Raw genomic sequence first — 24,577 nt, 5'->3', positions numbered from 1 at the left:
ATATAAGCGCACCGACAGCCCTCGCGGCTTAGGGGATCGATGACTGAGTATGGCCGGGGCTCGGGCTCCGAACCGTGGCACCCCGAGGACCCCCTGTTCGGTACAGGGCAGCACTGGGGTGCGACCCACCCCGGGCACGGACAGGCTCCCTACGGTGGCGGGCAGCAGTACCAGCAGCCTGCCCAGGCCCAGTGGGGCGGCCACCCGCAGCAGGGCGGCTACCCCTATGGCGGACAGCAGCAGCCCGGGTACGACCCCGGATACGGCGTCGGCCATCCTCCCCAGCAGCCCAGTTGGGACACCACGGGCGGCCTGCCCGCCGTGGACCCCTACGCGCACCCGCCGCAGCCGGCCGCCGAGCCGGACTACTACGGCTCGCCGGACGCGTACCCCCCGCCGCGCCCCCGCCCGCGCGGGCAGGAGCGGCGCCGCCCGGAGCCGGGCCGCCGGCCGCCGGAGCGCGAGCACTCCTTCTTCGCCGAGGACGACGACGTCCTCGGCGACGACGACCCGACCCCTCGCAGACGGCGCGGCGGACCGCCGCCAGGTGGCCCCGGCGGCCCACGAGGCCGGGGGCCCCGCGGCCCGCGCGGCCGCGGCCCTGCCGAAACGAAACGCCGCAACGGCGCCGCCTGCCTCATCGTCGCGCTCGTGCTGCTCGGACTGGTCGGCGGCATCGGCTACTTCGGCTACAGCTTCGTGAGCGACAAGTTCGCCTCCGCGCCCGACTTCGAGGGCAGCGGGCACGGCATGGTCGAGGTCGAGGTCCCCGAGGGCGCGAGCATCACCGACATCGGTAACAAGCTCAAGACGGCAGGCGTCGTCAAGAGCGTCGACGGCTTCGTCCAGGCGGCCGGTGACAACGACAAGGCCAGCAGCATCCAGCCCGGCGTCTACACGCTGAAGAAGGAGATGTCGGCGGCCGCGGCCATCGAGATGATGACCGACCCGAAGACCTTCAACGCCCTGATCATTCCGGAGGGTTGGCGGGCCACCCGGGTCTACGAGAAGATCGACAGCCACCTCGGCCTGGCCGAGGGCACCACGAAGAAGGCTGCGGAGAAGGGCGACCTCGGCCTGCCCAGCTGGGCCAAGGGCAACCCGGAGGGCTTCCTCTACCCGTCCCGCTACAGCGCGTCGAAGGGCACCAAGCCGGAGACCGTGCTCAAGCAGATGGTCAAGCGCGCCAACGCCGAGTACACCCGCGACAACATCGTCAACGGTGCGAAGAAGCTGAACCGGACCCCGTACGAGATCCTCACCATTGCCAGCCTCGTCCAGGCGGAGGGCGGCAACAAGGAGGAGTTCGAGAAGGTCGCCACGGTCATCTACAACCGGCTCAAGCCCGGCAATACGGAGACCAACGGCAAGCTCGACATGGACTCCACCATCAACTACGCCAAGGGCCAGTCGAACCTGGACATCAGCACCAAGGACACCCAGTTCGACTCGCCGTACAACACCTATCTGCACGCCGGTCTGCCGCCCGGCCCGATCGACAACCCGAGCCCGGAGGCGATCAAGGCCGCGCTGAACCCGGCGAAGGGTGACTGGATGTACTTCGTGACCGTCCGGCCCGGCGTCACGAAGTTCACCGCGAGCAAGGCGGAGCACGACAAGAACGTGGCGGAGTTCAACCGCTACCAGCGGGAGCACAGCGACTGATGCCGCAGCCGAGTCAGCGGCGGGCGGCGGTCCTCGGATCGCCGATCGCCCACTCCCTCTCGCCCGTCCTGCACCGCGCGGCCTATGCGGCGCTCGGCCTGGACGGCTGGACGTACGACCGCTTCGAGGTCGACGAGGACGCCCTGCCCGGCTTCCTCGCCGAGCTGGACGCGGGGGAGTGGGCGGGGCTGTCGCTGACCATGCCGCTCAAGCGCGCGGTGATGCCGCTGCTGGACGAGGTGAGTGCCACCGCGCGCTCGGTGGAGGCGGTCAACACCGTCGTCTTCCAGCCAGACGGGCAGAAGACCGGCGACAACACCGACATCCCCGGGATGCGCGCGGCCCTGCGCGAGCGCGGCGTCGACAAGGTCCCGGCGGCCGCGATCCTCGGCGCGGGTGCCACCGCGTCGTCGGCGCTGGCGGCGCTCGGCGAGCTGTGCAGCGGCGAGGTCACGGCGTATGTGCGCAGTGAGGCGCGGGCGGCGGAGATGCGCGAGTGGGGCGAGCGGCTCGGCGTGCCGGTCCGTATCGCGCCCTGGACGGTCGCGGCGGAGGCGCTCGGCGCGCCGCTGGTCGTCGCGACGACGCCGGCCGGCGTGACCGACGAGCTCGCGGCGGCCGTCCCCGAGAGCCCGGCGACGCTCTTCGACGTCCTTTACGACCCGTGGCCGACCCCGCTCGCCGGCGCCTGGGCCGCCCGCGGCGGGGCGGTGGTCGGCGGGCTCGACCTGCTGGTGCACCAGGCGGTGCTGCAGGTGGAGCAGATGACCGGCCGCAGCCCGGCGCCGCTCGCGGCGATGCGGGCGGCGGGCGAAGCGGCGCTGCGGGGGCGCTAGCGGCCGTCCACAAGGTGGACCACTTCCCGGACCGTGCTCCCGGTCATGGGAGGATCGAACCCGGCAGATTCGGCCGGAGGCCGCATGCAGGCCATTCGGGAAGAGGGAGCACCGTTGAGCAGGTTGCGCTGGCTGACCGCAGGGGAGTCGCACGGCCCCGCACTCGTCGCGACGCTGGAGGGGCTGCCCGCGGGCGTGCCCGTCACCACCGAGATGGTCGCGGACCATCTGGCGCGGCGGCGTCTTGGCTATGGCCGCGGCGCGCGGATGAAGTTCGAGCGCGACGAGATCACCTTCCTCGGCGGCGTACGGCACGGGCTCACGATGGGATCGCCGGTCGCGATCATGGTGGGCAACACCGAGTGGCCGAAGTGGGAGAAGGTCATGGCGGCGGATCCGGTGGATCCCGCCGAGCTGGCCGCCTTGGCCCGTAACGCGCCGCTGACCCGCCCGCGCCCCGGCCATGCCGACCTGGCCGGCATGCAGAAGTACGGCTTTGACGAGGCCCGGCCGGTCCTGGAGCGCGCCTCCGCGCGCGAGACCGCGGCCCGGGTGGCGCTCGGCGCGGTGGCCCGGTCGTATCTGAAGGAGACGGTCGGGATCGAGATCGTCTCGCACGTCGTGGAGCTGGGCGCGGCCAAGGCGCCGTACGGCGTCGTGCCGGAGCCCAGTGACGTCGAGAAGCTCGACGCCGATCCGGTGCGGTGCCTGGACGAGGGTGCGTCGAAGGCGATGGTCGCCGAGATCGACCAGGCGCATAAGGACGGCGACACCCTCGGCGGCGTCGTCGAGGTGTGCGCGTACGGCGTCCCGGTCGGACTCGGCAGCCATGTGCACTGGGACCGGCGGCTCGACTCCCGCCTCGCCGCCGCCCTCATGGGCATCCAGGCGATCAAGGGTGTCGAGCTCGGCGACGGCTTCGAGCTGGCCCGGGTGCCGGGGTCCAAGGCGCATGACGAGATCGTCGGCACCGAGGACGGCATCCGCCGCTCCACCGGGCGCTCCGGCGGTACGGAGGGCGGGCTGAGCACCGGCGAGCTGCTGCGGGTGCGGGCCGCGATGAAGCCGATCGCGACCGTGCCGAAGGCGCTGGCCACCGTCGATGTGACCACCGGCGAGGCGACCAAGGCGCACCACCAGCGGTCCGACGTGTGCGCCGTCCCGGCGGCCGGCATCGTCGCCGAGGCGATGGTGGCGCTGGTGCTGGCGGACGCCGTCGCGGAGAAGTTCGGCGGCGACTCGGTCGGCGAGACCGCGCGCAACGCCACCTCGTACCTCGAGAACCTGCAGATCCGATGACGGGCACCCGTCCCGCCGTCGTCCTCGTCGGGCCGCCCGGCGCCGGGAAGTCGACGGTCGGCGCGCTGCTCGCCGAGCGGCTGGGCGTCGGCCTGCGCGACACCGACGTCGACATCGAGGCGAAGGCCGGGAAGCCGATCCCGGAGATCTTCTACGACGAAGGCGAGCCGTACTTCCGCGAGCTGGAGCGAGCCGCCGTCCGGGCCGCGCTGGCCGAGCACGACGGCGTGCTGTCCCTCGGCGGCGGCGCCGTCATGGACGACGCCACGCGGGAGCTGCTCGCCGGGCACCCGGTCGTATTCCTGGAGGTCGAGCTCGCGGACGCGGTCAAGCGCGTCGGCCTCGACGCCCCCCGGCCGCTGCTCGCGGTCAACCCGCGGCAGGCCTGGCGGCAGTTGATGGAGAAGCGCCGCCCGCTGTACACCGAGGTCGCCCGCGTCACCATCAGCACCGCCGACCGCAGCCCGGACGAGGTCGTCGAGGCCGTACTGGAAGCATTGGAGCTCCGCACCGCATGACTGAAGAGACCGTCACCCGCGTCCACGTCGGTGGGACCGCGGGCACCGATCCGTACGACGTGCTGATCGGCCGGCAGCTGCTCGGCGAGCTGCCCGGGCTGATCGGGACGGACGCCAAGCGGGTGGCCGTCATCCATCCCGAGGCGCTGGAGGCCACGGGGGAGGCGCTGCGCGCCGAGCTCGCGGACAGCGGGTACGAGGCCGTCGCCATCCAGGTGCCCAACGCGGAGGAGGCCAAGACGGCCGAGGTCGCGGCGTATTGCTGGAAGGCGCTCGGGCAGTCCGGCTTCACGCGGACGGATGTGATCGTCGGCGTCGGGGGCGGGGCGACCACCGATGTCGCCGGGTTCGTCGCCGCCAGCTGGCTGCGCGGGGTGCGGTGGATCGCCGTGCCGACGACCGTGCTGGGCATGGTGGACGCCGCGGTCGGCGGGAAGACCGGGATCAACACCGCCGAGGGCAAGAACCTGGTGGGCGCATTCCACCCCCCGGCGGGCGTGCTCTGCGATCTGGCCGCGCTCGAATCGCTCGGCGTGCACGACTACGTCTCCGGCATGGCCGAGGTCATCAAGGCGGGCTTCATCGCCGACCCGAAGATCCTCGACCTGGTGGAGGCGGACCCGGAGGGCGCCCGTACGCCGTCGGGGCCGCACACGGCCGAGCTGCTGGAGCGTTCCATCCGGGTCAAGGCCGAGGTGGTGTCGGCCGATCTGAAGGAGTCCGGGCTCCGCGAGATCCTGAATTACGGGCACACCCTGGCGCACGCGATCGAGAAGAACGAGCGGTACAACTGGCGGCACGGCGCGGCCGTTTCGGTCGGCATGGTCTTCGCCGCCGAGCTGGGGCGGATCGCAGGGCGGCTGGACGACGCCACGGCGGACCGGCACCGGAAGATCCTCGAGTCGGTGGGGCTGCCGGTGACGTACCGCGGTGATCAGTGGCCGAAGCTGGTGGAGACGATGAAGGTCGACAAGAAGTCGCGCGGCGACCGGCTGCGGTTCATCGTGCTCGACGGGCTGGCGAAGCCGACCGTGCTCGAGGGTCCCGACCCGGCGATGCTGCTGGCCGCGCACGCGGAGATCGCCGCGTGAGCGCCCGGAAGGTCTACGTACTCAACGGGCCGAACCTCGGGCGGCTCGGGTCGCGGGAGCCGGATGTGTACGGCGCGACGTCGTACGCCGGACTCGTCGAGCAGTGCACGGTGCTGGGCAAGGAGCTCGGCTTCGATGTCGACGTCCGGGAGACGAACGACGAGGGCGAGATGATCCGCTGGCTGCACGAAGCCGCGGACGGCTCGATCCCCGTCGTCATCAACCCCGGTGCCTTCACGCACTATTCGTACGGCATGCGCGACGCCGCGTCCCAGCGCACGGCGCCGCTCATCGAGGTGCACATCTCCAACCCGCACGCGCGGGAGCAGTTCCGGCACACCTCGGTGATCGCGGAGGTGGCGTCGGGGACGATCGCGGGCTTCGGCCTCGGGTCGTACCGGCTGGCGCTGCGGGCGCTGGCGGAGGAGCTCTAGGGGTCAGGGCAGCGGGTCGGTCCGCAGGATCGAGTACGTCACGCCGTCCCGCCACGCGCCGTCGCGGAAGCAGGCGGCGCGGGTGACGCCCTCGCGACTGAAGCCGGCCTTCTCCAGCGCCCTCTGCTCGGCCAGGTTCTTCACGTCGGTCTCGGCCTCGATGCGGTGCACGGTCGTGTTCGCGAAGAGGTAGCGGACGAGGAGCCGGTGCGCCTCGGTGCCGTAGCCGAAGCCGCGCGCCTCGGGGAACATGCCGATGCCCAGCACCCAGCTGTGGCCGCTCGGGGGCAGGGGCCGGCGGCGGTAGTTGACGAAGCCCAGGCGCTCCTCGCCGCGGACGACCATGAGGATGCTGTAGTCGTCGCCGAGCAGCCGGTTCTCCTTCCAACGCTCGGTCATCCGCAGCCCGCTCGTCCAGCCGAACCAGGAGAACTCGCCGCACTGCTCGGGGTCGTTGATGTGCTCCTGGATGAGAGACACATCTTCTTCGCGGGCGGGACGCAGGGCTATCTCTGAGGTCATCGCGCCATCATGCACTACAGGTTCGGCGGCGGGGCACCCCGTGACCGGCCGAAACGTTGTCACTGAAGCGCCGGAACCGGGTACGGTTCCTGTCGCGCGCTAACCGCTGCACGGCCGGGTCGGCCGGGCGCTGTCCAGAAGAAGAGGGAGCGGATGCACCATCAGCCTCACGGGGCTCCTCATCCGCCCCACCGGCCGGGTCACCCCGGCGGGCCGGCTCCGCGGCCACCGGCGTCCCCGGCGCCGCCGCCGGTCGACAGCGTCGAGTCGACCGGTCATATACGGCTGCCGGCGGGCGGGCTCGTACCGCTGCCGTCGCCGCCGCCCGGGCCGCAGCCGGTAGGGGCGCCGCCGCCGACCGTGGCGGTGCTGCTGATCGGGCCCGCGGGGGCGGGGAAGACCACCGTGGCCCGGTACTGGGCGGACACCCGGCGGTCGCCGACGGCGCATATCAGCCTGGATGACGTACGGGAGTGGGTCAGGGCCGGATTCTCCGACCCGCGGGCCGGGTGGACGGACCAGTCCGAGGCGCAATACCGCCTGGCCCGGCGGACCTGTGGCTTCGCCGCGCGGAACTATCTGGCGAACGGGATCTCCTGCATCCTCGACGACGCGGTCTTCCCGGACCGGCCGGTGGTGGGTCTCGGCGGCTGGAAGCGGCATGTCGGACCCGGGCTGCTGCCGGTGGTGCTGCTGCCGGGCCTGGACGTCGTGCTGGAGCGCAATGCGGCGCGGTCGGGGACCCGGCGGCTGGCCGATGAGGAGGTGGCGCGGATCCATGGCCGGATGGCCGGGTGGTACGGATCGGGGCTGCCGATCCTCGACAACTCGCACCAGGATGTCGTCACGACGGCGCGGATGCTGGATGACGTGGTCGCGCGGAGCCTGATGAGTCCGCCGCGCTGGTAAGCGGGCATCCCCGCCCGTACGGACGCACTCACCAAGCACCCATCGCACGGCGCAAATACGCTCAAAACATGTCAGACGTCCACGCCGCCCGCCGCGGGCGCCTACGCGCCCATTGCTCCGGAACCGGCAGCGACGCCGCCCTGGTCTCCCGGCCGGCGAACATCCACTACCTGGCGGGGGTCGCGCCGCCGGGGGCCGTCCTGCTCGTCGGGCCCGCCGAGGACATCCTCATCCGGCCGCGTGATCTGCCCGAGGAGGGCGGTGCGCGGGCCGACGACGATCTGCGGGTGCACGCCCTCGACGCTCCGGACGGCGACCCGGCCGTCGCGGCGGCGGACCTCGCGGGGGCGGCGGGGGCCGGCGCGATGGCGGTCGAGGAGCACCACCTGACGGTGGCGCGGCACCGGGCGCTCGCGTCCGTGGCGCCGCGGCTGCGGCTCGCGGATCTCGGTCGCACGGTCGAGGAGCTGCGGCTGGTCAAGGACGACGAGGAGATCGCCTGCCTGCGGATCGCGGCGGAGATCGCGGACCAGGCGCTGGGCGAGCTGCTGGAGTCGATCCTGGTCGGGCGTACCGAGCGGCATCTGGCGCTGGAGCTGGAGCGGCGGCTGGTCGATCACGGGGCGCAGGGACCGGCGTTCCCGACGGCGGTCGGGACCGGGCCGCATTCCGGGCGGGCCGGGCATGTGCCCACGGACCGGCGGGTGGAGGAGGGCGACTTCCTGACCGTCTGCCTCGGGGCCCGGTATCGCGGATACCGGTGCGAGATCGGGCGGACCTTCGTCATCGGGGCGGCTCCCGATGACTGGCAGATCGAGCTGTACGACATGGTTTTCGCGGCGCAGCGGGCCGGGCGGGAGGCGCTGGCGCCCGGCGCCGAGTACCGCGAGGTGGACCACGCGGCGCGGCAGGTGCTGGACGCCGCGGGGCACGGTGAGGCGCTCGGACCATGGACCGGACACGGTGTCGGGCTCGAAATCGACGAGGACCCGAAACTGTCGCCTGCGGCCATGGGTAAACTGGACGCTTGTGTGCCGGTCACCGTCGAGCCAGGGGTTCATCTACCCGGGCGGGGCGGAGTCCGGATCGATGACACGCTCGTCGTCCGCCCACCGGCGGACGGCGGACCGGAGCTACTCACCATCACGACCAAGGAGCTGCTCGCCCTCTGATTCAAGGGGGTCGATCGAGCGTGCCTTGGCCGTCCGATCAGCAGTCCAGGAGATTTCGAGACGTGGCCAGCACGAACGACCTGAAGAACGGCATGGTGCTTAAGCTCGACGGGGGCCAGCTCTGGTCCGTTGTCGAGTTCCAGCACGTCAAGCCCGGCAAGGGGCCGGCCTTCGTCCGGACGAAGCTGAAGAATGTGCTCTCGGGGAAGATCGTCGACAAGACCTTCAACGCCGGTACGAAGGTTGAGACCGCCACTGTCGACCGTCGCGACATGCAGTTCTCGTACATGGACGGCGACTACTTCGTCTTCATGGACATGCAGACGTACGACCAGCTGCACGTCGACCGCAAGGTCGTCGGGGACGCCGCGAACTACCTCATCGAGGGCTTCGAGGCCACGGTGGCGCAGCACGAGGGCGAGGTGCTCTACATCGAGCTGCCGGCCGCCGTCGAGCTGAACATCAAGCACACCGAGCCGGGTGTGCAGGGCGACCGTTCCACCGGCGGCTCCAAGCCGGCCGAGCTGGAGACGGGCTACGAGATCCAGGTGCCGCTCTTCATCACCACCGGTGAGAAGATCAAGGTCGACACCCGCTCCGGTGAGTACCTCGGCCGGGTGAACAGCTAACCGTGGCCGCTCGCACCAACGCGCGCAAGCGCGCATTCCAGGTCCTCTTCGAGGCAGATCAGCGCGATGCCGATGTCGCCGATGTGCTGGGGGACTGGAAGCGGCACGCCGCGTCCGACACCCGGCAGCCGCCGGTCAGCGAGTACACGGCGGATCTCGTCGAGGGATACGCGCGGTATGCGCGGCGCATCGACGAGCTGCTCTCCCAGTACTCGGTGGACTGGACGCTCGACCGGATGCCGGTCGTGGACCGCAATATCCTGCGGCTCGGCGCGTACGAGCTGCTCTGGCACGACGACACCCCGGATGCCGTGGTGATCGACGAGGCGGTGCAGCTGGCGAAGGAGTTCTCCACGGACGACTCGCCTGCCTTCATCAACGGCCTGCTGGGCCGGCTGAAGGACCTGAAGCCGTCGCTGCGCCGCGACTGACCTGCGGTCGGCTCGGGCCCCGTTCTCCTGCACCGGGAGGGCGGGGCCTTTTCGTGCCCACGCAGAAACGCCGCCGGGCGGCAGGTCCCTTCACGGGGAGCCTGCCGCCCGGCGGCGTTACGTTTCTGCGGGAGGCGTCGACGCCGTCAGGCGTCCTCGTGGGCGACCGCGCGGCGCGCGTCCGCGTCCAGGACGCCCCAGCCGATCAGCTGCTCCGTGAGGACCGAGGGGGACTGGTCGTAAATGACGGCGAGGGTGCGGAGGTCGTCCTGGCGGATCGAGAGCACCTTGCCGTTATAGTCGCCTCGCTGCGACTGGATCGTGGCCGCATAGCGCTGCAGGGGGCCGGCCTTCTCCGGCGGCACGTGGGCGAGCCGCTCCAGGTCCAGCACCAGCTTCGGCGGGGGCTCGGCGGCGCCGCCGGGGGCGGAGCCGGGCAGCAGCTCCTGGACGGGCACACCGTAGAAGTCAGCGAGCTCTGCGAGGCGCTGCACGGTCACGGCGCGGTCGCCACGCTCGTAAGAACCGACCACAACGGCCTTCCAGCGGCCCTGCGACTTCTCCTCGACGCCGTGAAGGGAGAGGCCCTGCTGGGTGCGGATGGCGCGGAGCTTGGCCCCGAGCTGTTTGGCGTATTCGCTGGACATATGGCTCCCCGGACTTAAGGCTCGTAACTCACTGTGAGGTTACGCAGCGTAACCTGCGTCCGTCAAGCGGAAGATTACGCCCCTGGTCGGGGCTCCGCCCCCGGTGGGAAGCCGCCGATCGCCGCTGGTACCGTAGTGGGGACCTGATGTCCTTTAATGCCCGTCCCGTGAGGCGGGGAAGGAGATCCTTTTCATGGACGCTTCAGCAGGTCCGGCACGCCCCGTACTCGAGGCTCCGGACATCGCGCGGGTGCTCACCCGCATCGCCCACGAGATCGTCGAGCGCGCCAAGGGCGCCGACGACGTGGTGCTTCTCGGCATTCCGACCCGCGGGGTCTTCCTCGCCCGGCGGCTGGCGGACAAGCTCGAGCAGATTACGGGTGGCAAGACGCCGGCCGGGTCGCTCGACATCACCATGTACCGCGATGACCTGCGGCAGGGCCCGGCCCGCGCGCTCGGTCATACGGACATCCCGGCCGATGGCATCGACGGCAAGCTCGTCGTCCTGGTCGACGACGTGCTCTTCTCCGGCCGTACGATCCGCGCCGCCCTCGACGCGCTGAACGACCTGGGCCGGCCGCGCGCCGTCCAGCTCGCCGTGCTCGTCGACCGCGGCCACCGCGAGCTGCCGATCCGCGCCGACTACGTCGGCAAGAACCTCCCCACCTCGCTGCGCGAGACGGTCAAGGTCCAGCTCACCGAGGGCGACGGCCGGGACGCCGTCCTGCTCGGTGACAAGCCGACCGCCCCGGCAGGCGAGCAGTAGCCCATTCGGGTCCGGCCTCCACCTCGGAGGTCCTTCCCGCAGGCATGCCCGCCGCTCGAAGACATAAGCCGCAAACTGGAGTGCATACCCAGATGAAGCGCCATCTCATCTCGACCTCTGACCTCAGCCGGGACGACGCCATCCTCATCCTCGACACCGCCGAGGAAATGGCCCGGGTCGCCGACCGCCCCATCAAGAAGCTGCCGACCCTGCGCGGCCGCACCGTGGTGAACCTCTTCTTCGAGGACTCCACCCGCACCCGCATCTCCTTCGAGGCCGCCGCCAAGCGGCTGTCGGCGGACGTCATCAACTTCTCCGCCAAGGGCTCCTCCGTCTCCAAGGGCGAGTCCCTCAAGGACACCGCCCTGACCCTGCAGGCCATGGGCGCGGACGCGGTGGTCGTGCGCCACCACGCCTCCGGCGCCCCGCACCGCCTCGCCGGCTCCGGCTGGCTCGACGGCAGCGTGATCAACGCGGGCGACGGGACGCACGAGCACCCGACGCAGGCGCTGCTGGACGCCTTCACCATGCGCCGCCACCTGGCCGGTGCCGCGGACGGCGGCCCGACCATGCACCAGGGCCCCGGCGACGGCACCGGGCGCGACCTGGCCGGGCGCAAGATCACCATCGTCGGCGATGTCCTGCACAGCCGCGTCGCCCGCTCCAACGTCCACCTGCTGCACACCCTGGGCGCCGAGGTGACCCTGGTCGCCCCGCCAACCCTGCTGCCGATCGGCGTCGAGAGCTGGCCGTGCGAGGTCTCGTACGACCTCGACGCCGTCATCCCGAAGTCCGACGCCGTGATGATGCTGCGGGTGCAGCGCGAGCGGATGAACGCCGCGTTCTTCCCGACCGAGCGGGAGTACGCGCGCCGCTACGGCCTCGACGGCGACCGCATGGCCCGTATGCAGGAGCACGCGCTCGTCATGCACCCCGGGCCGATGAACCGCGGCATGGAGATCTCCGCCGAGGTCGCCGACTCCCACCGTTCGACCATCGTGGAGCAGGTCGCCAACGGCGTCTCGATCCGCATGGCCGTGATGTACCTGCTGCTCGGCGGGAACGAACCCGCCGTCGCCGCCGCCAATCCCACCCGCACCGAGGAGACCCCCAAGTGAGCACGAGCAAGATCCTTATTCGCGGCGCGAAGGTGCTGGGGGGCGACGTCCAGGACGTCCTCATCGAGGGCGAGCGCATCGCAGAGGTGGGTACGGGGCTGAGCGCCGACGGCGCCCAGGTGATCGAGGCGGACGGCCAGATTCTGCTGCCGGGCCTCGTCGACCTGCACACCCATCTCCGCGAGCCCGGCCGCGAGGACTCCGAGACCGTCCTCACCGGCACCCGCGCCGCGGCCAAGGGCGGCTTCACCGCCGTGCACGCCATGGCCAACACCTTCCCGGTCGCCGACACCGCCGGCGTCGTCGAGCAGGTCTGGCGGCTCGGCAAGGAGTCCGGCTACTGCGACGTGCAGCCGGTCGGCGCCGTCACCGTCGGGCTGGAGGGCAAGCAGCTCGCCGAGCTCGGCGCCATGCACGACTCCGCCGCCGGCGTCGTGGTCTTCTCCGACGACGGCAAGTGCGTCGACGACGCCGTGATCATGCGCCGGGCGCTCGAGTACGTGAAGGCCTTCGACGGCGTCATCGCGCAGCACGCGCAGGAGCCGCGGCTGACCGAGGGCGCCCAGATGAACGAGGGCATCGTCTCCGCCGAGCTGGGGCTCGGCGGCTGGCCGGCCGTCGCCGAGGAGTCGATCATCTCCCGCGATGTGCTGCTCGCCGCCCACGTCGGCTCGCGCGTGCACATCTGCCATCTGTCCACGGCCGGTTCGGTGGAGATCGTCCGCTGGGCGAAGTCCAAGGGCTGGAACGTCACCGCCGAGGTCACTCCGCACCACCTGCTGCTGACCGACGAGCTGGTCCGCTCGTACAACCCGGTCTACAAGGTCAACCCGCCGCTGCGTACGGAGAAGGACGTCATGGCGCTGCGCGAGGCGCTCGCCGACGGCACCATCGACTGCGTCGCCACCGACCACGCCCCGCACCCGCACGAGGACAAGGACTGCGAGTGGGGCGCGGCGGCCATGGGCATGGTCGGCCTGGAGACCGCCCTCTCCGTCGTGCAGCAGACGATGGTCGAGACCGGGATGCTGGACTGGGCCGCGGTCGCCGACCGGATGTCCTTCCGGCCCGCCGAGATCGGGCGGCTGGGCGGCCACGGGCGGCCGGTCGCCGCCGGTGAGCCCGCCAATATCGTCCTCGTCGATCCGGCCTACCGTGGAAACGTGGACCCCACCGGCTTCGCCTCCCGCAGCCGCAACACCCCGTACGAGGGCCGCGAGCTGCCGGGTCGCGTCACGCACACGTTCCTGCGCGGCCACGCCACCGTCTCCGGCGGTGAGCTGGCGTGACCCCGCTGATCCTGCTCGCCGACGAGCGGAAGTCCCAGGAGGTCACCGACTGGGCGTCCCGCATCGGCTGGGTCGTGGGGCTGCTGCTCTTCATCGCGCTCTGCTACTGGCTGATGCGGCAGGGCTGGACCTGGCGGAAGGTGCTCCAGTCGGACGTGCCGGAGCTGACGGCCATCCCCGATGACCCGGGCCCGGCGAAGCTCACGATGGCCGGCCGCTACCACGGCTCCACCACCGCCGGGCAGTGGCTCGACCGGATCGTCGCGCACGGCCTGGGCGTCCGCAGCCGCGCCGAGCTCACCCTTTCGGAGCAAGGGCTCGCGGTCGTACGGCCCGGGGCCACCGACTTCTTCATCCCGGCCGGACAGCTGCGCGAGGCCCGGCTCGACAAGGGCATCGCCGGCAAGGTCCTCACCGAGGGCGGCCTGCTGGTGATCACCTGGGAGCACGGCGGCAAGGAGTACGACTCCGGCTTCCGCTCCGACCACGCGGCCGAGCACCCCGAGTGGGTCGCGGCCGTAAATGCTGCATCTTCGAACGACAAGCAAGACACGAGGGAAGGCGCACGATGACGACCCCGAAGGCACCCGCGGTGCTCGTCCTGGAGGACGGCCGCACCTTCCGCGGCCGGGCGTACGGCGCGGTGGGGGAGACCGTCGGCGAGGCCGTCTTCTCCACCGGCATGACCGGCTACCAGGAGACCCTGACGGACCCGTCGTACAAGGGGCAGGTGGTCGTCATGACCGCCCCGCACGTCGGCAACACCGGCGTGAACGACGAGGACCCGGAGTCCGGGCAGATCTGGGTGGCGGGTTATGTGGTCCGCGACCCCGCCCGCAAGCCCTCCAACTGGCGCGCCCAGCGCTCCCTCGACGAGGAGCTCGCCAAGCAGGGCATCGTCGGCATCAGCGGCATCGACACCCGCGCGCTGACCCGGCACCTGCGCGAGCGCGGCGCCATGCGCGTCGGCATCTTCTCCGGCGAGGCCCTCGCCGACGACGCCGCGCTGCTCCAGCGCGTCCAGGCCGCCCCGCAGATGAAGGGCGCCAGCCTGTACGAGCAGGTGGCCACCACCGAGCCGTACGTGGTCCCCGCCATCGGCGAGAAGCGCTTCACCGTCGCCGCCGTCGACCTCGGTATCAAGGGCATGACCCCGCACCGCATGGCCGAGCGCGGCATCGAGGTGCACGTGCTGCCGGGCAGCGCCACGGTCGAGGACATCTACGCGGTGAACCCCGACGGCGTCTTCTTCTCCAACGGCCCCGGCGACCCCGCCACCGCCGACCACCCGGTCTCGCTGGTCAAGGGCGTGCTGGAGCGCAAGACCCCGCTCTTCGGCATCTGCTTCGGCAACCAGCTCTTCGGCCGCGCGCTCGGCCAGGGCACCTTCAAGCTCAAGTACGGCCACCGCGGCATCAACCAGCCGGTCCAGGACCGTACGACCGGCAAGGTCGAGGTCACGGCGCACAACCACGGCTTCGCCGTGGACGCCCCGCTCGACGGCCCCTTCGACACCCCCTACGGCCGCGCCGAGGTCACGCACGTCTGCCTCAACGACGACGTCGTCGAGGGGCTGCAGCTGCTCGACCAGCCGGCCTTCAGCGTCCAGTACCACCCCGAGGCGGCCGCGGGCCCGCACGACGCCGCGTACCTGTTCGACCGCTTCGTAGAGCTCATGGAGGGCCAGCGTGCCTAAGCGCACCGATATCCAGTCCGTCCTGGTCATCGGCTCCGGCCCGATCGTCATCGGCCAGGCAGCCGAGTTCGACTACTCCGGCACCCAGGCCTGCCGCGTGCTCAAGGCCGAGGGCCTGCGGGTCATCCTCGTCAACTCCAACCCGGCGACGATCATGACTGACCCGGAGATCGCCGACGCGACCTATGTCGAGCCGATCACCCCGGAGTTCGTCGAGAAGATCATCGCCAAGGAGCGCCCGGACGCGCTGCTGCCGACCCTCGGCGGCCAGACGGCCCTGAACACGGCCATCTCCATGCACGAGCAGGGCGTCCTCGAGAAGTACGGCGTCGAGCTCATCGGCGCCAACGTCGAGGCCATCAACAAGGGCGAGGACCGCGACCTCTTCAAGGACGTCGTCGAGGAGGTCCGCAAGAAGATCGGGCACGGCGAGTCCGCCCGCTCCTACATCTGCCACTCCATGGACGACGTCCTCAAGGGCGTCGAGGAGCTCGGCGGCTACCCGGTCGTGGTCCGCCCCTCCTTCACCATGGGCGGCGCGGGCTCCGGCTTCGCGCACGATGAGGAGGAGCTGCGCCGCATCGCCGGGCAGGGTCTGACTTTGTCTCCCACCACCGAGGTGCTCCTGGAGGAGTCCATCCTCGGCTGGAAGGAGTACGAGCTGGAGCTGATGCGCGACAAGAACGACAACGTCGTGGTCGTCTGCTCCATCGAGAACTTCGACCCGATGGGCGTGCACACCGGCGACTCGATCACGGTCGCGCCGGCGATGACGCTGACCGACCGGGAGTACCAGATCCTGCGGGACGTCGGCATCGCGATCATCCGCGAGGTCGGCGTCGACACCGGCGGCTGCAACATCCAGTTCGCGGTCAACCCCGAGGACGGCCGGGTCATCGTCATCGAGATGAACCCGCGCGTCTCCCGCTCGTCCGCCCTCGCCTCCAAGGCCACCGGCTTCCCGATCGCCAAGATCGCCGCGAAGCTCGCCGTGGGCTACACCCTGGACGAGATCCCGAACGACATCACCGAGGAGACCCCGGCGTCCTTCGAGCCGACCCTCGACTACGTCGTGGTGAAGGTGCCGCGCTTCGCCTTCGAGAAGTTCCCGAGCGCCGACGCCACCCTCACCACCACGATGAAGTCGGTCGGCGAGGCCATGGCCCTGGGCCGTAACTTCACCGAGGCGCTGCAGAAGGCGATGCGCTCGATCGAGAAGAAGGGCAGCCAGTTCGCCTTCACCGGCGAGCCCGGCGACAAGGCCGAGCTGCTGGAGGTCGCAAAGACTCCGACCGACGGCCGCCTGAACACGGTCATGCAGGCCATCCGCGCCGGCGCCACCGCCGAGGAGGTCTTCGACGCCACCAAGATCGACCCGTGGTTCGTCGACCAGCTCTTCCTCATCAAGGAGGTCGCCGACGAGATCGCGGAGGCCGACAAGCTCGGCCCGGACCTGCTGGCCCACGCCAAGCGGCACGGCTTCTCCGACGCCCAGATCGGGGAGATCCGCGGCTTGCGGGAGGACGTCGTACGCGAGGTCCGGCACGCGCTCGGCATCCGGCCGGTCTACAAGACGGTCGACACGTGCGCGGCGGAGTTCGCGGCCAAGACGCCGTACTTCTACTCCTCTTACGACGAGGAGACCGAGGTCGCGGCCCGCGAGAAGCCGGCCGTCATCATCCTCGGCTCGGGACCCAACCGCATCGGCCAGGGCATCGAGTTCGACTACTCCTGCGTGCACGCCTCCTTCGCGCTCAGCGACGCGGGCTACGAGACCGTCATGGTCAACTGCAACCCGGAGACGGTCTCCACCGACTACGACACCTCCGACCGGCTGTACTTCGAGCCGCTCACCCTCGAGGACGTCCTGGAGATCGTGCACGCCGAGCAGCAGGCGGGCCCGGTGGCAGGGGTCATCGTCCAGCTCGGCGGCCAGACCCCGCTGGGCCTGGCGAAGGCGCTCAAGGAGAACGGCGTCCCGATCGTCGGCACGTCACCCGAGGCCATCGACCTCGCCGAGGAGCGCGGCGCCTTCGGCCGCGTCCTCACCGAGGCCGGGCTGCCGGCGCCGAAGTACGGCACCGCGTACTCCTTCGACGAGGCCAAGGACATCGCGTCCGGCATCGGCTACCCGGTCATGGTCCGTCCGTCGTACGTCCTCGGCGGCCGCGGCATGGAGATCGTCTACGACGAGCCGTCGCTGGCCGGCTACCTGGAGCGGCACGCGGGCCTGATCTCCGAGCACCCGGTCCTGATCGACCGCTTCCTCGATGACACCATCGAGATCGACGTGGACGCGCTCTACGACGGCGAGGAGCTCTACCTCGGCGGCGTCATGGAGCACATCGAGGAGGCCGGCATCCACTCCGGCGACTCGGCGTGCGCGCTGCCGCCGATCACGCTCGGCGGCTACGACATCAAGCGGCTGCGGGCTTCAACCGAGGCCATCGCGAAGGGCGTCGGGGTCCGCGGACTGATCAACATCCAGTTCGCGCTGGCCGGCGACATCCTCTACGTCCTGGAGGCCAACCCGCGCGCCTCCCGCACCGTCCCCTTCACCTCGAAGGCCACCGCGGTACCGCTGGCCAAGGCCGCCGCCCGCATCTCCCTCGGCGCCACCGTCGCCGAGCTGCGCGCGGAGGGCATGCTCCCGGCCGAGGGCGACGGCGGCACGCTGCCGCTGGACGCGCCGATCTCCGTCAAGGAGGCCGTGCTGCCCTGGTCCCGCTTCCGCGACATCCACGGCCGCGGGGTGGACACCATCCTCGGCCCGGAGATGCGCTCCACCGGCGAGGTCATGGGCATCGACGAGGTCTTCGGCTCGGCGTACGCCAAGTCGCAGGCCGCGGCCTATGGCGCGCTGCCGACCAAGGGCAAGGCGTTCATCTCGGTCGCCAACCGTGACAAGCGCTCGATGATCTTCCCGGCCCGCGAGCTGGTCCAGCACGGCTTCGAGCTGCTGGCCACCTCCGGCACCGCCGAGGTCCTCAAGCGCAACGGCATCCACGCCACCGTGGTCCGTAAGAAGTCCGAGGGCACCGGGCCGAACGGCGAGCCGACAATCGTCCAGCTCATCCACGACGGTGAGGTCGACCTGATCGTCAACACCCCGTTCGGTACGGGTGGCCGCCTCGACGGCTACGACATCCGCACCGCCTCCGTCGCCCGCGGCGTCCCGTGCCTGACCACGGTGCAGGCCCTCGCCGCCGCCGTACAGGGAATCGAGGCGCTCACCCGGGGCGAGGTCGGCGTCCGGTCCCTGCAGGACCACGCGGAGCACCTGAACGCCGCCCGCGCCACCAAGTAGCCGCCTTTACGGGCCCCGCCGGCCATCCACGCCGGCGGGGCCCGTACCGGAAGAAGGACCGCATGTACCCCCTCCTCTTCAAGTACGGCTTCAAGCGGATGGACCCGGAGAAGGCCCACCACCTGGCCTTCAACGCCATCCGCACCGCGGCCGCCACCCCGGCGGTGCGCGGCGGCGTGCGGCTGACCGCCGCCCCGAAGCACCCGTCGCTGCGGATCAAGGCGCTCGGGCTCGACCTCCCCGGCCCCTTCGGCCTGGCCGCCGGCTTCGACAAGAACGCCGTCGGCATCGACGGGCTGACCATGCTGGGCTTCGACTTCGTCGAGATCGGCACCGTCACCGGGCAGCCGCAGCCCGGCAATGAGAAGAAGCGCCTCTTCCGGCTGCCGGCCGACCGCGCGCTGATCAACCGCATGGGCTTCAACAACGACGGCTCGGCCGCCGTGGCCGCCCGCCTGGCCCGCCGCACGGCCGGGCAGCGCACCCCGTACCGCCCGAACGCGATCGTCGGCGTCAACATCGGCAAGACAAAGGTGGTCCCCGAAACGGAGGCAATCGCGGACTACGTCACCTCCACCGAGCGCCTCGCCGGGCACGCCGACTACCTCGTCGTGAACGTCTCCTCCCCGAACACCCCTGGCCTGCGCAACCTCCAGGCCGTCGAGCACCTCCGCCCGCTGCTGACGGCTGTCCGCGAGGCCGCGGACCGTACGACATCGCGCCGCGTTCCGCTGCTGGTGAAGATCGCTCCCGACCTCGCCGACGAGGACGTGGACGAGGTCGCAGACCTCGCGGTCGAGCTCGGCCTCGACGGCATCATCGCGACGAACACCACCATCTCCCGCGAGGGCCTGCAGACCCCCGCCGGCGAGGTCGAGGCCTGCGGCGCCGGCGGCCTGTCCGGGGCGCCGCTGAAGGCGCGCTCGCTGGAGGTCCTGCGGCGGCTGTACGGGCGCGTGGGCGACCGCGGCGTGACCCTCATCGGCGCCGGCGGCATCGAGACCGCCGCGGACGCCTGGGAGCGCATCCTCGCCGGCGCCACGCTCGTCCAGGGCTACAGCGCCTTCATCTACGAGGGCCCGCTGTGGCCCCGCAAGCTCCACCGCGGCCTTGCCGAGCTGCTGGCCGACTCCCCGTACGCCACCCTCGCCGACGCTGTCGGCGCCGACGTGAGGACGGACGCATGAGCGCCATCGAGCCCTTCGGCACCCGCCTGCGGGCCGCCATGGACACCCGCGGCCCGCTGTGCGTGGGCATCGACCCGCATGCCTCGCTCCTGACCGCGTGGGGCCTGAACGACGACGTGGCGGGCCTGGAGCGGTTCACCCACACCGTCGTCGAGGCGCTCGCCGACCGTACGGCCGTGCTCAAGCCGCAGTCCGCCTTCTTCGAGCGCTTCGGCTCCCGCGGCATCGCCGTCCTGGAGCGCGCCGTCGCCGACGCCCGCGCCGCCGGGGCGCTGGTGCTGATGGACGCCAAGCGCGGTGACATCGGCTCCACCATGGGCGCGTACGCGGCCGCCTTCCTGGACAAGGACAGCCCGCTGTTCTCGGACGCGCTGACCGTGAGCCCGTATCTCGGCTTCGGCTCGCTGCGCCCGGCGCTGGACGCCGCGCACGTCTCCGGGGCGGGCGTCTTCGTCCTCGGCCTCACCTCCAACCCGGAGGGCGCCGAGGTGCAGCGCGCCACGGCGGCGGACGGCCGCGTCCTCGCCCAGGTGATGCTCGACCACATCGCCGCCGAGAACCGCGGCGCGGACCCGCTCGGCTCCGTGGGCGCGGTCGTCGGCGCGACGCTCGGCGACGCGGGCGTCGACCTCGCCGTCAACGGACCCCTCCTCGCCCCCGGCATCGGTGCCCAGGGCGCGACTCCCGCGGACCTTCCCGGGGTCTTCGGAGCCGCGCTCCGAAATGTGCTCCCCAGCGTCAGTCGCGGGGTGCTGAGCCATGGCCCGGACGTAAACGGCCTGCGTGCGGCTGCCGCACGTCTGGCCGACGAGGTACGGGATGCGTATGGACAAAGCGGTCAATAAGCGTACGAATTGCCAAGCAATCTCAGTCTGACCAGGACTTTTCCGCTGTTCTCGCTGACTCGAGCGGACTCGGCCGCTAGTCTCCGTTTTCAGAGCGCGTGCACCAGCGCGTTGCTCGTTGCTCCGCAGGTGCGGGGCGACTAGGTTCCACACCGGTCCGTATCCGACAAGTTCGACATCCGAGGTGACGTAGGCGTGGCTCTTCCGCCCCTTACCCCTGAACAGCGCGCAGCCGCGCTCGAGAAGGCCGCCGCGGCTCGCCGGGAGCGCGCCGAGGTCAAGAATCGACTGAAGCACTCCGGCGCCTCCCTGCACGAGGTCATCAAGCAGGGCCAGGAGAACGATGTCATCGGCAAGATGAAGGTCTCCGCCCTGCTGGAGTCGCTCCCGGGCGTGGGCAAGGTCCGCGCCAAGCAGATCATGGAGCGGCTCGGCATCTCCGAGAGCCGCCGGGTGCGTGGCCTTGGCTCCAACCAGATTGCGTCGCTCGAGCGTGAGTTCGGCGGCGCCAGCGCCTGATTCCCGTGCCAGTTGTCAATGGCACTCCTGGGAACCGGGATAATCGCTGCATGAGTGAACGTCCGCGGCTGACCGTGCTCTCCGGCCCCTCCGGGGTCGGCAAGAGCACGGTCGTCGCTCATATGCGCAAGGTCCACCCCGAGGTCTGGCTCTCCGTCTCGGCGACCACCCGCCATCCGCGGCCGGGTGAGAAGCACGGCGTGCAGTACTACTTCGTCTCCGACGAGGAGTTCGACAAGCTGGTCGCCAATGGCGATCTGCTCGAGTGGGCGGAGTTCTCCGGGAACCGCTACGGCACCCCGCGCAAGGCGGTGCAGGAGCGGCTGGAGAACGGTGAGCCGGTACTGCTGGAGATCGACCTGCAGGGCGCCCGGCTGGTCCGCCAGTCGATGCCCGACGCGCAGCTGGTCTTCCTGGCCCCGCCCAGCTGGGACGAGCTGGTCCGACGGCTGACCGGGCGCGGCACCGAGCCGCCCGAGGTGATCGAGCGGCGGCTCGAGGCCGCGAAGACCGAGCTGGCGGCGGAGAGTGAGTTCGACTCCACGCTTGTCAATACCTCCGTCGAGGATGTTGCGCGCGAGCTGCTAGCCTTGATGCAGGTTTCAGACTGATCATGATCATTTACGGAAGGCCTGAGAGTTGTCCTCTCCTATGAACGCGCCCGAGGGCATCATTAACCCGCCCATCGACGAGCTGCTCGAGGCCACCGACTCGAAGTACAGCCTGGTGATCTACGCCGCCAAGCGTGCGCGCCAGATCAACGCGTACTACTCGCAGCTCGGCGAGGGTCTGCTTGAGTACGTCGGCCCGCTCGTCGACACCCACGTGCACGAGAAGCCGCTCTCGATCGCCCTGCGCGAGATCAACGCCGGCCTGCTCACCTCCGAGGCCGTGGAGGCCCCGGCGACCTGAGCAGTACGCCGCACAGAACGTTTTCCCGGGCCCGGCAGCGCACCTGCCGGGCCCGTGGTGTGTGATGGGGGAGTACAGAATCGTTTGACCGGAAGGGTGGGGACCCAGACGTGACCCAGACAGCCAAGCCGAAGGTCGTGCTCGGGGTGAGCGGCGGCATCGCTGCCTACAAGGCGTGCGAGCTGCTGCGCAGACTCACCGAGTCCGGCCACGACGTGCAGGTGGTGCCCACCGCGTCCGCCCTGCACTTCGTCGGCGAGGCCACCTGGTCCGCGCTCTCCGGCAAGCCGGCCGCCACCGAGGTGTGGGAGAACGTCCACGAGGTCCCGCACGTCCGCATCGGCCGCTCCGCCGACCTGGTGATCGTCGCCCCCGCCACCGCCGACATGCTCGCCAAGGCCGCCCTCGGCCTCGCCGACGACCTGCTGACGAACACCCTGCTCACGGCCACCTGCCCGGTCGTCTTCGCCCCGGCGATGCACACCGAGATGTGGGAGCACCCCGCCACCCAGACCAATGTGGCCATCCTCCGCTCCCGCGGTGCCATCGTCATCGAGCCCGCGGTCGGCCGCCTCACCGGCGTGGACACCGGCAAGGGCCGGCTCCCGGAGCCGGAGGAGATCTTCGAGGTCGCCCGCCGGGTGCTGGCCCGCGGCGCCTCAGGCCTGGCCCAGGACCTCATCGGCCGCCGCATCGTGATCAGCGCCGGCGGCACCCGCGAGCCGCTCGACCCGGTCCGCTACCTCGGCAACCGCTCCACCGGCAAGCAGGGCTTCGCCCTCGCCCGTACCGCCCTCGCCCGCGGCGCCCAGGTCACCCTGGTCGCCGCCAACACCGATCTGCCGGTCCCGGCCGGCGCGGACGTCGTCCGGGTCGGGACCGCGCTGCAGCTGCGCGAGGCGATGGTGAAGGCGGCCGCGGACGCCGACGCCGTGGTGATGGCGGCGGCGGTGGCCGATTTCCGCCCGGCCGTATACCGCGCCGGGAAGATCAAGAAGAAGGACGGCCAGGAGCCGGACCCGGTCCGGCTGACCCGTAATCCCGACATCCTCGCCGAGATCTCCGCCGAGCGGGCCCGCGAGGGCCAGGTGGTCGTCGGCTTCGCCGCCGAGACCGACGACGTGCTGGCGAACGGCCGCGCCAAGCTGGCCCGCAAGCGCTGTGACCTGCTGGTCGTCAATGAGGTCGGGGAGAAGAAGACCTTCGGCTCGGCGGACAACGAGGCCGTCGTCCTCGGCGCCGACGGCTCCGAGACGCCGGTCCCGTACGGGCCCAAGGAGTCCCTCGCGGACACCGTCTGGGACCTGGTGGCCACCCGGCTGCAGCGCGGCCCGGAAGCCGACACTCCAGCGCAGAACGGTCGATGAATATCGCGTGAACCGGAAGATCCCCAGGTCACACGCCATCCACAGATCGAGACGTGGTTGTGGCCACGGGGATTCCGGCAGATAAACTGTGCCCGGATCGGCCTCGGGGGAGCTCTCCCGGGATACGGTCCACTATTGATAGCCAGCAGCCGCTGCAACCCAGGGAGCGATGTGTCCCGCCGTCTTTTCACTTCGGAGTCCGTGACCGAAGGTCACCCCGACAAGATCGCTGACCAGATCAGCGACACCATCCTCGACGCCCTCCTGCAGCAGGACCCCGCGTCCCGCGTCGCGGTCGAGACGCTGATCACCACCGGTCAGGTGCATGTGGCCGGAGAGGTCACGACGACGGCGTATGCCGACATCGCCACCCTCGTGCGCTCGAAGATCCTCGAGATCGGCTACGACTCGTCGAAGAAGGGCTTCGACGGCGCCTCCTGTGGCGTCTCGGTGTCCATCGGCTCGCAGTCCCCCGACATCGCGCAGGGCGTCGACACGGCGTACGAGAAGCGCGTCGAGGGCGACGAGGACGAGCTCGACAAGCAGGGCGCGGGCGACCAGGGCCTGATGTTCGGTTACGCGACCGACGAGACGCCGTCGCTGATGCCGCTGCCGATCCACCTGGCGCACCGGCTGTCCAAGCGGCTGTCGGAGGTCCGGAAGAACGGGACCATCCCCTACCTGCGCCCCGACGGCAAGACCCAGGTCACCATCGAGTACAACGGCGACAAGGCGGTCCGCCTGGACACCGTCGTCGTCTCGTCCCAGCACGCCTCGGACATCGACCTGGACTCGCTGCTCGCCCCCGACATCCGCGAGTTCGTGGTGGAGCCGGAGCTGGCCGCGCTGCTCGAGGACGGCATCAAGCTCGACACCGAGGGCTACCGGCTGCTGGTCAACCCCACCGGCCGCTTCGAGGTCGGCGGCCCGATGGGCGACGCGGGCCTGACCGGCCGGAAGATCATCATCGACACGTACGGCGGCATGGCCCGGCACGGCGGCGGCGCCTTCTCCGGCAAGGACCCGTCCAAGGTCGACCGCTCCGCGGCGTACGCGATGCGCTGGGTCGCCAAGAACGTCGTCGCGGCCGGCCTCGCCGCCCGCTGCGAGGTCCAGGTCGCCTACGCGATCGGCAAGGCCGAGCCGGTCGGCCTCTTCGTCGAGACCTTCGGCACCGCCACGGTGGAGCCGGAGAAGATCGAGCAGGCCATCTCCGAGGTCTTCGACCTCCGCCCGGCCGCGATCATCCGCGACCTGCACCTGCTGCGCCCGATCTACTCCGAGACCGCGGCTTACGGCCACTTCGGCCGCGAGCACCCGGACTTCACCTGGGAGAAGACGGACCGCACGGACGCGCTGCGGAAGGCTTCCGGCCTGTAGTCCGCAGAGCTTCGTACGCACCGGGCGCCCCGGTACCT

25 protein-coding genes are annotated in these 24,577 nt (G+C 70.8%); 23 read left to right on the top strand and 2 right to left on the bottom strand.

What is annotated here, in order from left to right; all coding sequences use genetic code 11:
- Window positions 1-39: 39 nt before the first annotated feature.
- From mltG to aroQ, 6 genes are all read left to right on the top strand, one after another.
- A complete protein-coding gene (gene mltG / locus G5C51_RS03965) occupies window positions 40-1,665 on the top strand; it encodes an endolytic transglycosylase MltG (protein ID WP_165231666.1) in 1,626 nt (541 codons plus the stop codon).
- Window positions 1,665-2,501 (top strand): shikimate dehydrogenase, encoded by an 837-nt coding sequence (locus G5C51_RS03960; protein ID WP_165231663.1) that lies wholly within the window; start codon window positions 1,665-1,667, stop codon window positions 2,499-2,501. The genes mltG and G5C51_RS03960 overlap by 1 nt, the downstream gene beginning before the upstream one ends.
- A 114-nt stretch (window positions 2,502-2,615) precedes the next feature.
- Complete coding sequence (gene aroC / locus G5C51_RS03955; protein ID WP_165231660.1) at window positions 2,616-3,800, top strand: chorismate synthase; 1,185 nt, start codon at window positions 2,616-2,618, stop codon at window positions 3,798-3,800.
- Window positions 3,797-4,318 (top strand): shikimate kinase, encoded by a 522-nt coding sequence (locus tag G5C51_RS03950; RefSeq protein ID WP_165231657.1) that lies wholly within the window; start codon window positions 3,797-3,799, stop codon window positions 4,316-4,318. Before aroC ends, G5C51_RS03950 begins: the two co-directional genes overlap by 4 nt.
- Entirely contained in the window at window positions 4,315-5,409 is a 1,095-nt protein-coding gene (gene aroB / locus G5C51_RS03945; protein WP_165231654.1) for a 3-dehydroquinate synthase, read from the top strand. Before G5C51_RS03950 ends, aroB begins: the two co-directional genes overlap by 4 nt.
- Window positions 5,406-5,843, top strand: a complete 438-nt coding sequence (gene aroQ / locus G5C51_RS03940; RefSeq protein ID WP_165231652.1) for a type II 3-dehydroquinate dehydratase — start codon at window positions 5,406-5,408, stop codon at window positions 5,841-5,843. The genes aroB and aroQ overlap by 4 nt, the downstream gene beginning before the upstream one ends.
- Before the next feature lie 3 nt (window positions 5,844-5,846).
- On the opposite strand, the gene G5C51_RS03935 is transcribed toward aroQ, so the two are convergent.
- The gene (locus tag G5C51_RS03935; RefSeq protein WP_165231649.1) at window positions 5,847-6,365 is read right to left on the bottom strand and encodes a GNAT family N-acetyltransferase; all 519 of its coding nucleotides are present in this window, start codon (window positions 6,363-6,365) and stop codon (window positions 5,847-5,849) included.
- A gap of 153 nt (window positions 6,366-6,518) precedes the next feature.
- On the opposite strand from G5C51_RS03935, the gene G5C51_RS03930 reads away from it, so the two are divergent.
- From G5C51_RS03930 to nusB, 4 genes are all read left to right on the top strand, one after another.
- Window positions 6,519-7,274: an AAA family ATPase gene (locus G5C51_RS03930; protein ID WP_165231645.1), complete on the top strand. Its 756-nt coding sequence runs from the start codon at window positions 6,519-6,521 to the stop codon at window positions 7,272-7,274.
- A gap of 68 nt (window positions 7,275-7,342) precedes the next feature.
- Entirely contained in the window at window positions 7,343-8,446 is a 1,104-nt protein-coding gene (locus G5C51_RS03925; RefSeq protein ID WP_165231642.1) for an aminopeptidase P family protein, read from the top strand.
- A gap of 62 nt (window positions 8,447-8,508) precedes the next feature.
- Window positions 8,509-9,075, top strand: a complete 567-nt coding sequence (gene efp / locus G5C51_RS03920) for an elongation factor P (protein ID WP_165231639.1) — start codon at window positions 8,509-8,511, stop codon at window positions 9,073-9,075.
- Between the two features lie 2 nt (window positions 9,076-9,077).
- Complete coding sequence (nusB, locus tag G5C51_RS03915; protein WP_165231636.1) at window positions 9,078-9,506, top strand: transcription antitermination factor NusB; 429 nt, start codon at window positions 9,078-9,080, stop codon at window positions 9,504-9,506.
- Between the two features lie 146 nt (window positions 9,507-9,652).
- On the opposite strand, the gene bldD is transcribed toward nusB, so the two are convergent.
- On the bottom strand, window positions 9,653-10,153 hold the full coding sequence (gene bldD, locus G5C51_RS03910; RefSeq protein ID WP_165231633.1) for a transcriptional regulator BldD: 501 nt from the start codon (window positions 10,151-10,153) through the stop codon (window positions 9,653-9,655).
- A gap of 193 nt (window positions 10,154-10,346) precedes the next feature.
- Between bldD and pyrR the strand changes: the two genes are divergently transcribed.
- The 13 genes from pyrR to metK all read left to right on the top strand — a co-directional run bounded on the left by pyrR (window position 10,347) and on the right by metK (window position 24,539).
- On the top strand, window positions 10,347-10,919 hold the full coding sequence (gene pyrR / locus G5C51_RS03905) for a bifunctional pyr operon transcriptional regulator/uracil phosphoribosyltransferase PyrR (protein WP_165231619.1): 573 nt from the start codon (window positions 10,347-10,349) through the stop codon (window positions 10,917-10,919).
- A 92-nt stretch (window positions 10,920-11,011) separates the two neighbouring features.
- A complete protein-coding gene (locus G5C51_RS03900; RefSeq protein WP_165231617.1) occupies window positions 11,012-12,037 on the top strand; it encodes an aspartate carbamoyltransferase catalytic subunit in 1,026 nt (341 codons plus the stop codon).
- Window positions 12,034-13,326: a dihydroorotase gene (locus G5C51_RS03895; protein ID WP_165231615.1), complete on the top strand. Its 1,293-nt coding sequence runs from the start codon at window positions 12,034-12,036 to the stop codon at window positions 13,324-13,326. The genes G5C51_RS03900 and G5C51_RS03895 overlap by 4 nt, the downstream gene beginning before the upstream one ends.
- Complete coding sequence (locus G5C51_RS03890) at window positions 13,323-13,898, top strand: PH-like domain-containing protein (protein WP_165231613.1); 576 nt, start codon at window positions 13,323-13,325, stop codon at window positions 13,896-13,898. Before G5C51_RS03895 ends, G5C51_RS03890 begins: the two co-directional genes overlap by 4 nt.
- Window positions 13,895-15,022 (top strand): glutamine-hydrolyzing carbamoyl-phosphate synthase small subunit, encoded by a 1,128-nt coding sequence (carA, locus tag G5C51_RS03885; protein ID WP_165231611.1) that lies wholly within the window; start codon window positions 13,895-13,897, stop codon window positions 15,020-15,022. The genes G5C51_RS03890 and carA overlap by 4 nt, the downstream gene beginning before the upstream one ends.
- On the top strand, window positions 15,015-18,329 hold the full coding sequence (carB, locus tag G5C51_RS03880) for a carbamoyl-phosphate synthase large subunit (RefSeq protein ID WP_165231605.1): 3,315 nt from the start codon (window positions 15,015-15,017) through the stop codon (window positions 18,327-18,329). The genes carA and carB overlap by 8 nt, the downstream gene beginning before the upstream one ends.
- 62 nt (window positions 18,330-18,391) lie before the next feature.
- Window positions 18,392-19,516 carry a quinone-dependent dihydroorotate dehydrogenase gene (locus G5C51_RS03875; protein WP_165231594.1) on the top strand — a complete coding sequence of 375 codons (1,125 nt, stop codon included), beginning with the start codon at window positions 18,392-18,394 and terminating at the stop codon, window positions 19,514-19,516.
- Window positions 19,513-20,361 (top strand): orotidine-5'-phosphate decarboxylase, encoded by an 849-nt coding sequence (gene pyrF / locus G5C51_RS03870; protein ID WP_165231591.1) that lies wholly within the window; start codon window positions 19,513-19,515, stop codon window positions 20,359-20,361. Before G5C51_RS03875 ends, pyrF begins: the two co-directional genes overlap by 4 nt.
- A gap of 195 nt (window positions 20,362-20,556) precedes the next feature.
- Window positions 20,557-20,880 (top strand): integration host factor, encoded by a 324-nt coding sequence (locus tag G5C51_RS03865; protein WP_093712873.1) that lies wholly within the window; start codon window positions 20,557-20,559, stop codon window positions 20,878-20,880.
- A gap of 50 nt (window positions 20,881-20,930) precedes the next feature.
- Window positions 20,931-21,491, top strand: coding sequence for a guanylate kinase (gene gmk, locus G5C51_RS03860; RefSeq protein ID WP_165231589.1), 561 nt, complete (start codon window positions 20,931-20,933; stop codon window positions 21,489-21,491).
- Window positions 21,492-21,531: 40 nt separating this feature from the next.
- Window positions 21,532-21,792 (top strand): DNA-directed RNA polymerase subunit omega, encoded by a 261-nt coding sequence (gene rpoZ, locus G5C51_RS03855; protein ID WP_419993404.1) that lies wholly within the window; start codon window positions 21,532-21,534, stop codon window positions 21,790-21,792.
- Window positions 21,793-21,902: 110 nt separating this feature from the next.
- Window positions 21,903-23,159 carry a bifunctional phosphopantothenoylcysteine decarboxylase/phosphopantothenate--cysteine ligase CoaBC gene (coaBC, locus tag G5C51_RS03850; RefSeq protein WP_165231583.1) on the top strand — a complete coding sequence of 419 codons (1,257 nt, stop codon included), beginning with the start codon at window positions 21,903-21,905 and terminating at the stop codon, window positions 23,157-23,159.
- 171 nt (window positions 23,160-23,330) lie between these two features.
- Window positions 23,331-24,539, top strand: a complete 1,209-nt coding sequence (metK, locus tag G5C51_RS03845) for a methionine adenosyltransferase (protein ID WP_165231580.1) — start codon at window positions 23,331-23,333, stop codon at window positions 24,537-24,539.
- Window positions 24,540-24,577: the final 38 nt, after the last annotated feature.

It is taken from the genome of Streptomyces coryli, from assembly GCF_011044975.1.
GTDB classification, from domain to species: domain Bacteria; phylum Actinomycetota; class Actinomycetes; order Streptomycetales; family Streptomycetaceae; genus Streptomyces; species Streptomyces coryli.
The sequence above is the reverse complement of the archived record's forward strand: the minus strand, read 5'-3'. Positions and strand labels throughout refer to the sequence as shown.

Bases quoted from the DNA above. Each gene is read 5' to 3' on its own strand.
- G5C51_RS03960 (WP_165231663.1), top strand. From the start codon at position 1,665: ATGCCGCAGCCGAGTCAGCGGCGGGCGGCGGTCCTCGGATCGCCGATC.
- G5C51_RS03925 (WP_165231642.1), top strand. From the start codon at position 7,343: ATGTCAGACGTCCACGCCGCCCGCCGCGGGCGCCTACGCGCCCATTGC.
- pyrR (WP_165231619.1), top strand. From the start codon at position 10,347: ATGGACGCTTCAGCAGGTCCGGCACGCCCCGTACTCGAGGCTCCGGAC.
- aroB (WP_165231654.1), top strand. From the start codon at position 4,315: ATGACTGAAGAGACCGTCACCCGCGTCCACGTCGGTGGGACCGCGGGC.
- G5C51_RS03875 (WP_165231594.1), top strand. From the start codon at position 18,392: ATGTACCCCCTCCTCTTCAAGTACGGCTTCAAGCGGATGGACCCGGAG.
- G5C51_RS03900 (WP_165231617.1), top strand. From the start codon at position 11,012: ATGAAGCGCCATCTCATCTCGACCTCTGACCTCAGCCGGGACGACGCC.
- mltG (WP_165231666.1), top strand. From the start codon at position 40: ATGACTGAGTATGGCCGGGGCTCGGGCTCCGAACCGTGGCACCCCGAG.
- G5C51_RS03935 (WP_165231649.1), bottom strand. From the start codon at position 6,365: ATGACCTCAGAGATAGCCCTGCGTCCCGCCCGCGAAGAAGATGTGTCT.
- rpoZ (WP_419993404.1), top strand. From the start codon at position 21,532: ATGAACGCGCCCGAGGGCATCATTAACCCGCCCATCGACGAGCTGCTC.
- bldD (WP_165231633.1), bottom strand. From the start codon at position 10,153: ATGTCCAGCGAATACGCCAAACAGCTCGGGGCCAAGCTCCGCGCCATC.
- pyrF (WP_165231591.1), top strand. From the start codon at position 19,513: ATGAGCGCCATCGAGCCCTTCGGCACCCGCCTGCGGGCCGCCATGGAC.
- carA (WP_165231611.1), top strand. From the start codon at position 13,895: ATGACGACCCCGAAGGCACCCGCGGTGCTCGTCCTGGAGGACGGCCGC.
- G5C51_RS03950 (WP_165231657.1), top strand. From the start codon at position 3,797: ATGACGGGCACCCGTCCCGCCGTCGTCCTCGTCGGGCCGCCCGGCGCC.
- gmk (WP_165231589.1), top strand. From the start codon at position 20,931: ATGAGTGAACGTCCGCGGCTGACCGTGCTCTCCGGCCCCTCCGGGGTC.
- G5C51_RS03930 (WP_165231645.1), top strand. From the start codon at position 6,519: ATGCACCATCAGCCTCACGGGGCTCCTCATCCGCCCCACCGGCCGGGT.